We start from the raw sequence: 11,406 nt of genomic DNA, 5'->3' as shown, positions 1-11,406 counted from the left end.
TTGCGCGGGGGGTGATCATGTGTTACTTAGTGATATGGCTAAGCATGATCCCGACCTGTCGCTTCTGTTCCACGCGCTGTCCGATCCCACGCGGCGGATGATGCTCTCCCGCCTGGCGCGCGGCCCGGCGGCGGTAAGCGCGCTTGCCGGCCCCACCGGGCTGCGGCTGCCGACGATCATGCGCCATCTTGCCGTGCTGGAAGAGGCGGGGCTGGTCGCGACGCAGAAGGATGGCCGCGTGCGGTCCTGCGCGCTGGTCCCCGAGGCGCTGGCCCCGGTGCGCGACTGGCTGGAGGAGCAGCGCGCGATCTGGGAGGCGCGGCTCGACCGGCTGGACGACTATGTGATGACCCTGATGCAGGAGCGCGCGACATGACCCCCGATCTGGACCCCGCCACCGACCTGAGCTTCACCCGCACCCTGGCCGTGCCACGCCAGCTGGTCTGGGAATGCTGGACCGATCCGAAGCACATCCCGCATTTCTTCGTGCCGAAACCGCACAAGGTGACCGCGGTCGACATCGACCTGCGCGCCGGCGGCCGCTTCAACACGACGTTCGAGGTCGAAGGCAACGTGATGGACAACCATGGCGTCTACCTGGAGGTGGTTCCGCGGGAAAAGCTCGTCTTCACCGATGCCTATACCGAAGGCTGGAAACCCGCGCCCGAACCCTTCATGACCGCGATCCTGCTTCTCGCCGATGCCCCCGGCGGCGGCACGACCTATACCGCCATCGCCCGGCACCGGAATCCGGACACCCGCAAGGCGCATGAGGACATGGGCTTCTTCGACGGCTGGGGCACGGTGGCGACGCAGCTGGAAGCTTATGCGAAGGGATTGATGACATGATCCCCGATCCGGAAGGCGGCCGCTTCGCGACATTGGCCTTCGACCGCGCGGTCGACGCGCCGGTGACGGTGCTGCGGCAGGCCTGGACCGCCCCCGCCGCGCGGGCGGTCTGGTCCGCGCCCTCGCCGGAGGTGACGGTGGAGATCCTGGAATCGGACCCGCGGCCGGGCGGGCGCGAAGTCTCGATCTGCCGCGGGCCCCGGCCGCCCGAGATCCGCTGCGAAAGCGGCTGGCTGGTGCTGGCGCCCGGATGCTGCGTGAACCACGAGGTGATCTCGGCCGAAGGCATCGCCCAGTCCGCCGCCCTGGTGACGGCCGAGTTCGCGCCCCGGGGCGAGGGCAGCCGGATCGCGGTGACGGTGCAGCTTTCCTCGCTGGCCGAGGACATGGCGGAAGGCTACCGGCAGGGCTTTGGCGGCGGGCTCGACAACCTGCGCGGCGTGGCCGAGCGGATGATGCTGCTGGAGCGGGTGATCGAGGCGCCGCGCCGGCTGGTCTGGGGGGCCTGGATGAATCCCGAGACCCTGCCGCGATGGTGGGGGCCGGAGGGCTATTCCTGCCGCACCGCACGCATCGACCTGCGGGAAGGGGGCGAATGGGTCTTCGACATGATCGGGCCGGACGGGACGGTGTTCCCGAACCACCACCGCTATGGCGCAGTGGTCCCCGAGGCGCGGCTGGACTATGCGCTGCACTGGGGCGAGAACGGGCCGAAACATGCCGATGCCTGGGCGATGTTCGCCGAAGAGGGCGGGGCGACCCGGGTGACGCTGGGGATGATCTTCGCGACGGCGCAGGAGTTCCGGCAGGCGAAGGAGTTCGGCGCGGTGGAACTGGGGTTGCAGACGCTGGGCAAGCTTGCGCGCTTTGTCGGTGCAGACTGACGCCGCGGCCGGGCGCGCGGAATTCTGAAGGAGAATTCCGTCACGATTTCCGTTCGGAAATCGGCGGCACCCGGCAGGGCAGGGCAGCCTGGAGGTCCAGCACCAGCTGCGCGGCCTGGCCCCGCCGGGCCGGGGCTTTCCGCGCCGGGCGGGGGGCGCTGGCGAAGTCCACCAGCGGCTCGGGATAGCGGTGGCCAAGAAGGCGGCGCGCTTCGGGCCATTTCCAGGGCTCGTGCAGGAAGGCGTCGGGAACGGCGGCCAGTTCGGGCAGCCAGCGCCGGGTGAAGCTGCCCGTCGGGTCCTGCCGCAGGCCCTGTCGCACCGGATTCGGCGGGCGCTGCCGCCCGGAACCCTCCGACAGCGCCAGGATCTGCGGCCAGTGGATCGCGGGCGCGTAATCGGTGAAGCGCCGCGCCAGGTCCTGTCCCGCCGCCTCGGGGTCGAGGCCGAGCGGCCCGGTCGCGACCGACGCCACCAGCGACCGCAGCGGAAAACTCAGCCAGCCCGTCGCCCGCAGATAGCGCAGGCAGGCGTCGAGGAAGGGCAGGCCGGTCTCGCCCGCTGCCCAGGCCTGCAGGCGGGCGGCTCCGCTCCCATGCCCGCGCGGATCGGGCCCTTCCTCCCGCAGGAGCCGGTCGCGGGCGGCGAGGTGGCGTCGAAACTCGGCCAGCGCCCCGGTCCAGCGCCCGCCGGGGCGCTCGGCCTGGCGGATGGCCGTGGCCTGCGCCACCTCGCGTGCCGAGAGCGTGCCCCAGGCGAGATGCGGCGACAGGCGCGAGCAGGCGCGCTCGGCCGCGAGGGGCGAGGCGATGGCGCTGCGGTAGGGTTCGCCGCGACGCGCGAGGAAGCTGTCGAGGAGGTCGAGCCCCCTCGTCCTGCCGCCAAGCTGGCGGTGCGGGCAGGGATCGGGCGCGAGCTTCAGGGCGCGGGCGCCGGGAATCGCGCCGGGCTCCACGCCCGGGACCGCGCGGGCGGCGGGCGGTGGCGGCGGCTGTGCGGCGGGGTCGGCGTCGGCGGCGGGCTGCGGCACCTCGCTCCACTCCACCCCCGCGCCTTGCGCCCAGGCCGCGACCCGGCGGTCGCGGGCCCGGTCGGCGGGAGTCCCCGTCGCCTGATGGCTGATGATCCGGGCGATCCGGTGCTGGCGGCAAAGCCGGTCCAGCACCTCCGCCGCCTCGCCCAGGCGGATCACCAGCGGCAGGCCCAGGCCCGCCAGCCCCTCGCGCAGGTCCACCAGGCTTTCGGCCACGAAGTCCCACTGCCGGGCCGAGGCATCGGGCGGGGCCCAGAGCGAGGGTTCGGCGATATAGACCGGCAGCACGGGACCGAGGCCCGCCGCAAAGGTCAGGGCCGGATGGTCGTGCAGCCGCAGGTCGCGTTTCAGCCAGACGAGAACATTCATGGAACATAGATCTAGCGTCGCCGGCGGATTCGTAAAGCACCCATTGCGTCCGGCCCCACTTGCACCCGCCCACTTGCGCCCGCGGCGCAGGGGCTTAGCTTGTGCGCAAAGGGAGTGCCGCATGCTCGACGCGCAGAAGACCATCCATCTGGCCGATTACCAGCCCTTCACGCATCTGGTGGAGCGGGTGGACCTGACCTTCCGCCTTGCGCCGGGGGCGACGCGGGTGCTGGCGCGGCTGCATCTGGCGCCGAACCCGGCCCGGCCGGGGCGCCATCCGCTGCGGCTGGATGGCGAGGGGCTGCGGCTGGTCGCCTGTGCGGTGGACGGGCAGGCGGTCGCCCCGGCGCTGGATGACGGGGGGCTGGCCATCGCGGCCGAGGACCTGCCCGAGGCTCCGTTCCTGCTGGAGACCGAGGTCGAGATCGCGCCCGAGGCCAATACCGCGCTGGAGGGGCTTTACATGTCCAAGGGCATGTATTGCACCCAATGCGAGGCGGAAGGGTTCCGCAAGATCACCTATTACCCGGACCGCCCCGATGTGATGTCCCGCTTCAAGGTGCGGATCGAGAGCGACCTGCCGGTGCTTCTGTCGAACGGCAATCCGGTCGGCTCCGGCCCCGGCTGGGCGGAATGGGACGATCCCTGGCCGAAGCCCGCCTATCTCTTCGCGCTGGTGGCAGGCGATCTTCGCGCCCATTCGGCGAAATTCGCCACCGCCTCGGGCCGCCCCGTCGACCTTCACATCTGGGTGCGCCCGGGGGACGAGGACCGCTGCGCCTATGCGATGGACAGCCTGATCCGCTCGATGCGCTGGGACGAGGAGGTCTATGGCCGGGAATACGACCTGGACGTGTTCAACATCGTCGCGGTCGACGATTTCAACATGGGCGCGATGGAGAACAAGGGGCTGAACATCTTCAACTCCCGCTATGTCCTGGCCAGCCCCGAGACCGCCACCGACGACGACTACGCCCGGATCGAGGCGATCATCGCGCATGAATACTTCCACAACTGGACCGGCAACCGCATCACCTGCCGCGACTGGTTCCAGCTCTGCCTGAAGGAGGGCCTCACGGTCTTCCGCGACCACCAGTTCTCCGGCGACATGCGCTCGGCCGCGGTGCGGCGGATCGAGGAGGTCGTGGCACTCCGCGCCCGCCAGTTCCGCGAGGATGCGGGGCCGCTGGCCCATCCGGTGCGGCCCGAAAGCTTTGTCGAGATCAACAATTTCTACACCGCGACCGTCTACGAGAAGGGCTCCGAGGTCATCGCCATGCTGAAGACCCTGGTCGGCGATCAGGGCTACAAGCGGGCGCTGGATCTGTATTTCGACCGCCATGACGGCGATGCGGCGACGATCGAGGACTGGCTGAAGGTGTTCGAGGATGCCACGGGACGCGACCTGTCGCAGTTCAAGCTGTGGTATTCCCAGGCCGGCACCCCCCGGCTGCAGGTCGCCGAGGATTGGCAGGACGGGGTCTATACGCTGACCTTCACGCAAGCGACCCCGCCCACCCCCGGCCAGCCCGAGAAGGCGCCCCGGGTGATCCCGATCAATGTCGGCCTTCTGAACCCGAACGGCGACGAGGTGGTGCCGACGATCATGCTGGAGATGACGCAGGAGCGGCAGAGCTTCCGCTTCGAGGGGTTGGCGGCGCGGCCCGTGCCCTCGATCCTGCGCGGTTTCTCGGCCCCCGTGGTGCTGGAGCGGGACGCCCCGCCCGAGGAACGCGCCTTCCTTCTGGCGCATGACACCGACCCGTTCAACAAATGGGAGGCGGGACGCGCGCTGGCCAAGGATGTCATGGCCGCGATGGTGCTGCAGGACGCGCCGCCCAGCCCGGCCTGGCTGGACGCGGTGGCGGCGGTGGCCTTCGACGAGGGGTTGGACCCGGCGTTCCGCGCGCTTTGCCTGCGGCTTCCGGCCGAGGACGACATGGCGCAGACCATCCATGCCATGGGCCGGATCCCGGACCCGGCGCGGATCCATGCCGCCCGCCGCGCGCTGGCGGGCGCGCTGGCGATCCGGCTGGGCGAGGGGCTGGTGCAGCTATGCCGCGATCTGGACGAGGGGGCGGAATTCTCGCCCTCGGCGGAACAGGCGGGGCGGCGGGCGCTGCGGCTGGCGGCGCTGGCGCTGCTGGCGCGGCGGGACGGCGGGAAACTGGCGGCCGAGGCCTTTGCCGGGGCGCGCAGCATGACCGAGGAGATCGGCGCGCTGGCCGCCCTGCTGGACGCAGGCCAGGGGGCGGCCGAATTGCAGGCCTTCGCCGACCGCTGGGGGGGCGACGCCAATGTCATGGACAAGTGGTTCGCCCTCCAGGTGGGGCTGGCCGCGCCGGGCGAGGCGGCGGACCTGACCGAACGGCTGGCCGCGCGGGCGGATTTCGACTGGAAGAACCCGAACCGCTTCCGCTCGGTCGTGGGGGCGCTGGCGGCGAACCACGCCGGGTTCCACCACCTCTCCGGCCGGGGCTATCGCGTGGTGGCGGACTGGCTGTTGCGGCTCGATCCCCTGAACCCGCAGACGGCGGCCCGCGTCTCGACCGCCTTCGAGACCTGGCCGCGCTATGACGCCGCGCGGCGCAGGCTGGCGCAGGCCGAGCTGGAGCGGATCCTGGCCGCGCCGGGTCTCAGCGGCGACCTGCGGGAAATGGCGGAGCGGATGCTGGCGGCGGGTCAGCCGGCCTGACAATAGGGCTGGGCGCGGGTCCAGGCCGCCATCGCGGCGCGCTTCTCGCCCGAGCGCAGCGGCGCCCAGTCGCGGCCGATGCCGCGATTGCCGCCGCCGGCGACGAGGCCATCCTTGGCGACCTGGGTCGACATGATCTCGACCGCGCATTCCAGATTGGCCTCGCCGTCCTTCAGCGCGCCGACCGAGGTCGCCTCGCAGCCGTAATTGGCGGCCGAGCGCGGCGAGATCTGCATCAGCCCGATCCAGCGCCCGCCCCCGCCCGAGGCCTTCTCGTTCCAGGTGCTCTCGTATTTCGCGACCGCCGAAAGAAGCCCGGTCCAGAAGGCGCGGCGTTCCTCGACCGAGGCGTCGGGGTAGCCGGGGCACCAGGTCCCGATGTCGGCGGGCACGCGTTCCGACAGAATCGGGTCCTTGGTCGAGATCGCGACCATGGTCGATTCGGTCCATTCCTCGGCCTCGGGATGGTGGTCCCACTGCATCGGAAGGGCCGCGAAGGACATCCTGTCGCCGGTGCCGGCGGGAACGCAGGCCGACAGCGAAGTTGCCGCAATCACTGCCGAAATTGCTGCCAGGCGCCGGCCGGCGTCACCTGAAATCCACCGCATTTCCATCATTCCGCCCTGATCTGAGCCATGCTTGCACCCATGGCGGCCCCATGGACCGCCCAGGAAATTCGAGATGCTGATTACCCCCTCGCTTCTGCATGTGAAAACCCGCACCGGCCGCGATCGGCAGGAAGACGCCGCCCGGCTGGTCGGCGGCACGGCCCCGGCGTCCTGGCGGGCCGAGGGGATCCGGGCCGATCTGGTGCTGTCGCGGCTTGAGGTTCCGGTGCTGCGGCTGGGCCCGGAAGTCACTGAATGGAATTGCATTCGCGCCGATCACGCCCGCATGGCAGAGGCCGGGGAATGGGCCGATCTGCTGGAATCCCTGCGCTTCGCCGACGAACAGCGCAGCATGGCCTCGGGCGGGCGGCGGGTGGCGGCGCTGATCAGCGAAGGGCTGCGCGGCGCGCTGCTTGCGGCGCTTGACCGGCAGGACTGGGACGCCGCCCGGATCGAGCTGGCCCGATTCGATGCCGTCCTGGCCATGCACCCCGAGAATCACGCCGCCGCGCATCTCCTGGCGCAGGCCCATGTCGATTTCGGCGCGGCGCTGGCTCTTGCGGCGGGGCAGGGCCAGCTGTCGCGCGATCTCGCGGCCGAAAGCGCCGCGCATTACGCCGAGGCGGAGGAGTTGCTCCTGTCCTTCGACCCGATCGAGCTGATGTCGCCGCTGCTGGCCGGAACGCGCTATCTTCTGGTGCGCGGGATCGAGGACGGGGCCGGGCTTTGCCGCGACTGGTTCGAGGACTGGTGCGACCTCGACCCGCTGGATGCCGCCGTCCACGCCACCCATGCCATCGACATGCTCCCCGACTGGTTCGGCTCGCTGCAAGGCTTCGAGAAGGAGGCCCGGCGCGCCGCCGGCATGACGCGGGGGGCCACCGGAAGGGCGGCCTATGCCATCTTCCACATCGCGGCGCAGGAAAGGCTGGGGGATTTCCTGCCCAACCTGGATGTCGAACTGTTCGTCGCGGCGCTGGCGGATTATCAGGATGCGACCGGCTGCCAGCACCGCGCCAATATCGCGGCCAACCTTCTGACCCGCATGGTGCACGACTATCGCGAGGCGGGGCCGGATGCGGTCTGGCAACTGACCAAGGCCCGGGCCGCCCTGTCGGACGTGCTGTGGAACCGGGTCAAGGAAATCCACCTGGACTGCTGGACGCATGGCGCCGACAGCCTTGCCTTCGCGCTGGCCGAGGTCTTCGGCCCGGCCCTGGCGCGGGGGGCCCGGATCGTCCGCTGGGGCGAGGGGCTGGGCAGCCGCATCCCGCGCGCGTGACGGACCCCTTGCCCCGAACGCCCGCGCGGCCTAAACCCGGCGCGACGACAGCGCCGAGGAAACCAGATGCTTGACCTGACCTATACCGCGCCCGCGCCCAAGGTGATCGCCGGGGCGAAGCACGACTGGGAACTGGTGATCGGCATGGAAATCCACGCCCAGGTCTCCTCGAACGCCAAGCTCTTCTCGGGCGCCTCCACCGCCTTCGGGGCCGAGCCGAACAGCAATGTCTCCTTCGTCGATGCCGCGATGCCGGGGATGCTGCCGGTGATCAACGAATTCTGCGTCGAGCAGGCGGTCCGCACCGGCCTTGGCCTCAAGGCGCAGATCAACCTGGTCTCGGCCTTCGACCGCAAGAACTATTTCTACCCCGACCTGCCGCAGGGCTACCAGATCAGCCAGCTCTACCACCCCATCGTGGGCGAGGGCGAGGTGATCGTGGAGATGGCCCCCGGCGTCGCCCGCCGCGTGCGGATCGAACGCATCCACCTGGAACAGGACGCCGGCAAATCCATTCACGACATGGACCCGAACCTGTCCTTCGTCGACTTCAACCGGACGGGTGTGGCGCTGATGGAGATCGTCTCCCGCCCCGACATAAGGGGGCCCGAGGAAGCGGCGGCCTATGTCACCAAGCTGCGCCAGATCCTGCGCTATCTTGGCACCTGCGACGGCAACATGCAGAACGGCAACCTGCGCGCCGACGTGAACGTCAGCGTCTGCCGGCCGGGCCAGTACGAAAAGTATCAGGCCACGCAGGACTTCAGCCATCTTGGCACGCGCTGCGAGATCAAGAACATGAACTCGATGCGCTTCATCCAGCAGGCGATCGACTACGAGGCCCGCCGCCAGATCGCCATTCTGGAAGACGGCGGCAGCATCGTGCAGGAAACCCGGCTCTACGACCCCGACAAGGGCGAGACCCGCTCGATGCGCTCGAAGGAAGAGGCGCATGACTACCGGTACTTCCCCGACCCCGACCTCCTGCCCTTGGAGATCGAGCAGGCCTGGGTCGACGACATCGCCGCCCGGATGCCGGAACTGCCGGATGCCAAGAAGGCCCGCTTCATGGCCGACTACGGCCTGACCGACTATGACGCCAACGTGCTGACCGCCGAAGTCGTCTCGGCCCGCTATTTCGACGAGGTGGCCAGGGGCCGCGACGGCAAGATGGCGGCGAACTGGGTGATCAACGAGCTGTTCGGCCGGCTGAAGAAGGAAGGCCACGACATCACCGAAAGCCCGGTTTCCGCCGCGCAACTGGGCGGGATCATCGACCTGATCGCCGCCGGCACGATCAGCGGCAAGATGGCCAAGGACCTGTTCGAGATCGTCTATACCGAGGGCGGCGACCCGGCGCAGATCGCCGAGGCGCGGGGGATGAAGCAGGTCACCGACACCGGCGCCATCGAAAAGGCGGTGGACGAGATCATCGCCGCGAACCCGGAACAGGTGGAAAAAGCCAAGGCGAATCCAAAGCTTGCCGGCTGGTTCACCGGCCAGGTGATCAAGGCCTCGGGCGGCAAGGCGAACCCGGCCACGGTCAACGCGCTGGTGGCGGCGAAGCTGGGGCTCTGACGCTCCGGCTGTCGCCCGACCGGCGCGGTTCTGCCGGGGAAAGCTTCCGTGATTTGCGGTCGAGGGACGAATGCCATATTCCTTGCCCGACCCAAGGCCGGAGACCAGGATGCAGCGCTTCGAATACAAGGTCATTCCCGCCCCCAAGCGCGGCGAGAAGGCGCGGGGCGTGAAGTCCACCGAGGACCGCTTTGCCCATACGCTGACCCAGTTGATGAATGCTCTCGGGGCCGAGGGCTGGGATTATGTCCGCGCCGACAGCCTGCCCTGTGACGAAAGGGCCGGGCTGACCGGGACCAGGACCACCTTCCAGAACGTGCTGGTGTTCCGCCGCCAGCTGGGCGCGCTTGCTGACGCCTCGGCGCCCTTGCGCCTGGTGGCGGCCGAGACCGCCGTGGTTTCGGCCCCGCGGCTCGGCCCGGCCGAGGTGCCGCTTTCCGGCGCCGCTCCGGCTGTCGGCCCGGTCAACCCCAAGCTCGCCGCCGAGTGATCAGCCCGCGGCTTTCAGGGCCAGGGGCAAGGTTTCCTCAAGAATATCAAGCGCCTGACCGTCGCCCAGGCTGATGCGGATGCAACGGTCGAGCGGGGCGATGCCGGGCATCCGGATGAACACCCCACGGCGTCCCAGCTCTGCCAGCACCTTCCCTGCGTAATCCCCGTCGCGGCCGCAGTCGATGGTGACGAAATTGGTGGCCGAGGGCAGGGGCCGCAACCCGTTCTGCACCGCGATGGCCGAGAGGCGGGCGCGGGCGGCAAGTGTCAGATCCTGTACGCTTTTCAGCCAGTCCTGATCCCGCAGCGCCGCCAGGGCCCCGGCCTGGGAGGCGCGGGCCATCCCGAAATGGTCGCGCACCTTGTCGAAGGCGAGCGCAAGTTCGGGATTGGTGATCGCATAGCCGACGCGCGCACCTGCGAGGCCGTAACCCTTTGAAAAGGTGCGCATCCTGATCATCTGCGGATGATCCGCCGGGATCATTGGCACCGTGCCCGGCGGGGCGAGGTCGGCATAGGCCTCGTCCAGGATCAGAAGGGAATGGTCGGGGAGGTTCGCCACCATGTCCTCGACCACTGCGGCGGGGTGGTGGCTGCCCATCGGATTGTCGGGGTTGGCGAGGTAGACAAGTCGCGCGCCGGTGGTTTTCGCTGCGGAAACAAGGGCTTCCGGGTCCTCGTGGTCGTGCTTGTAGGGCACGCGGGTCAAGCTTCCGCCATGGCCGGCAACGTGGAAGTTGAAGGTTGGATAGGCGCCGAGGCTGGTGACCACGGGGGTGCCGGGCTCCAGCGTCAGGCGGCAGATCAGGCCGAGAAGGCCGTCGATCCCCGGACCCACCGCGACATGGGCGGGCGTGACGCCGTGGTGCGCGGCAAGTGCCTGTTTCAGATCGTGATTTTCGGGATCGCCATACATCCAGGCCCCGCCTGCGGCCGCCTGCATCGCCGCGACGGCCTTGGGGGAGGGGCCGAAAAGCGATTCATTCGCGCCCAGCCGGGCGCGGAACGGGATGCCGGAGCGACGCTCCAGCGCCTCGGGCCCGGTGAAGGGGACGGTGGCGGGAAGCCGGGCGGCGAGGGGGGTGAGGAAGCGGCTCATGCGCGGAAGGCTGGCACGGGGCCGGGGGCTTCGCAAGGGGGTCTGCGCTGTGGCAGGAAACCGGGTAGACGCGTCTGGCATCCGTCTGGCAGGCGTCTGGCATCTGTCTGGCCGGGCAACTGGCACCCTTTGCCGCAACGCCGGCCGCTTCCGGCGGCCTTCCCGGCCGATGACAGGCCGCCGCAGGGCAGCGCGTGACGGCGAGATCGTGCGAGCCGCGACTTCGCGGCGAGAGGCGGGTTCCCGTGGGATTCTGTCAGGATTATTGCGCAATAACAATTATCTGCGGCGGTCTGCCACATCGCGGCGTGACTTGGAATTGATCCAGATCATGGTCCCGCGCCCGACCGCCCGCGACCCTTCCCATTGTTGCGAAGACCCGAGACGGAGGTAGGGTCAGGACTCGTTCTCGGATCATAGCCAGAACATGACGGTTGCGGCGAGTGCGACGGCGGAGAGGAAGACTTTTGGGCATCTATCGTAGCGGGTCGCGACCCTGCGCCAGTCCTTCAGACGT

10 protein-coding genes and 1 pseudogene are annotated in these 11,406 nt (G+C 69.4%); 7 read left to right on the top strand and 4 right to left on the bottom strand.

All coding sequences use genetic code 11. The features are described from left to right. The first annotated feature begins 34 nt into the window (after positions 1-34). From ACE3UA_RS16740 to ACE3UA_RS16730, 3 genes are read left to right on the top strand one after another with little or no spacing between them, the layout of a single operon-like run. Complete coding sequence (locus tag ACE3UA_RS16740; RefSeq protein WP_197644416.1) at positions 35-376, top strand: helix-turn-helix transcriptional regulator; 342 nt, start codon at positions 35-37, stop codon at positions 374-376. Further along, positions 373-849, top strand: a complete 477-nt coding sequence (locus tag ACE3UA_RS16735; RefSeq protein WP_374647159.1) for an SRPBCC family protein — start codon at positions 373-375, stop codon at positions 847-849. Before ACE3UA_RS16740 ends, ACE3UA_RS16735 begins: the two co-directional genes overlap by 4 nt. Further along, positions 846-1,733 (top strand): SRPBCC domain-containing protein, encoded by an 888-nt coding sequence (locus tag ACE3UA_RS16730; protein ID WP_374647157.1) that lies wholly within the window; start codon positions 846-848, stop codon positions 1,731-1,733. The genes ACE3UA_RS16735 and ACE3UA_RS16730 overlap by 4 nt, the downstream gene beginning before the upstream one ends. A gap of 40 nt (positions 1,734-1,773) precedes the next feature. Here ACE3UA_RS16730 and ACE3UA_RS16725 read toward each other — a convergent pair whose 3' ends face one another. Beyond that, positions 1,774-3,135: an FAD-binding domain-containing protein gene (locus ACE3UA_RS16725; RefSeq protein WP_374647154.1), complete on the bottom strand. Its 1,362-nt coding sequence runs from the start codon at positions 3,133-3,135 to the stop codon at positions 1,774-1,776. A gap of 121 nt (positions 3,136-3,256) precedes the next feature. Here ACE3UA_RS16725 and pepN point away from each other — a divergent pair, with 121 nt between their 5' ends. Next, complete coding sequence (gene pepN / locus ACE3UA_RS16720) at positions 3,257-5,830, top strand: aminopeptidase N (protein WP_374647152.1); 2,574 nt, start codon at positions 3,257-3,259, stop codon at positions 5,828-5,830. On the opposite strand, the gene ACE3UA_RS16715 is transcribed toward pepN, so the two are convergent. Further along, a complete protein-coding gene (locus tag ACE3UA_RS16715; protein ID WP_197644571.1) occupies positions 5,818-6,333 on the bottom strand; it encodes a transglycosylase SLT domain-containing protein in 516 nt (171 codons plus the stop codon). The two genes, pepN and ACE3UA_RS16715, sit on opposite strands and share 13 nt — an antisense overlap. Positions 6,334-6,511: 178 nt before the next feature. Here ACE3UA_RS16715 and ACE3UA_RS16710 point away from each other — a divergent pair, with 178 nt between their 5' ends. The 3 genes from ACE3UA_RS16710 (at position 6,512) to ACE3UA_RS16700 (ending at position 9,788) form a co-directional block, all read left to right on the top strand. Beyond that, complete coding sequence (locus ACE3UA_RS16710) at positions 6,512-7,720, top strand: hypothetical protein (RefSeq protein WP_374647150.1); 1,209 nt, start codon at positions 6,512-6,514, stop codon at positions 7,718-7,720. A 66-nt stretch (positions 7,721-7,786) separates the two neighbouring features. Further along, a complete protein-coding gene (gene gatB / locus ACE3UA_RS16705) occupies positions 7,787-9,298 on the top strand; it encodes an Asp-tRNA(Asn)/Glu-tRNA(Gln) amidotransferase subunit GatB (RefSeq protein WP_374647148.1) in 1,512 nt (503 codons plus the stop codon). A 109-nt stretch (positions 9,299-9,407) separates the two neighbouring features. Then, complete coding sequence (locus ACE3UA_RS16700) at positions 9,408-9,788, top strand: DUF4177 domain-containing protein (protein ID WP_374647146.1); 381 nt, start codon at positions 9,408-9,410, stop codon at positions 9,786-9,788. Here the strand turns inward: ACE3UA_RS16700 and ACE3UA_RS16695 are convergent, their stop codons facing one another. Then, positions 9,789-10,889 (bottom strand): pyridoxal phosphate-dependent aminotransferase, encoded by a 1,101-nt coding sequence (locus ACE3UA_RS16695; protein ID WP_374647144.1) that lies wholly within the window; start codon positions 10,887-10,889, stop codon positions 9,789-9,791. It lies immediately after the preceding gene. Between the two features lie 414 nt (positions 10,890-11,303). Beyond that, positions 11,304-11,406 (bottom strand): annotated as a pseudogene (locus tag ACE3UA_RS16690) (IS5/IS1182 family transposase); the annotation flags it as partial.

The sequence above is a fragment of the Tabrizicola sp. genome (assembly GCF_041919135.1).
Taxonomy (GTDB): domain Bacteria; phylum Pseudomonadota; class Alphaproteobacteria; order Rhodobacterales; family Rhodobacteraceae; genus Tabrizicola.
The sequence above is the reverse complement of the archived record's forward strand: the minus strand, read 5'-3'. Positions and strand labels throughout refer to the sequence as shown.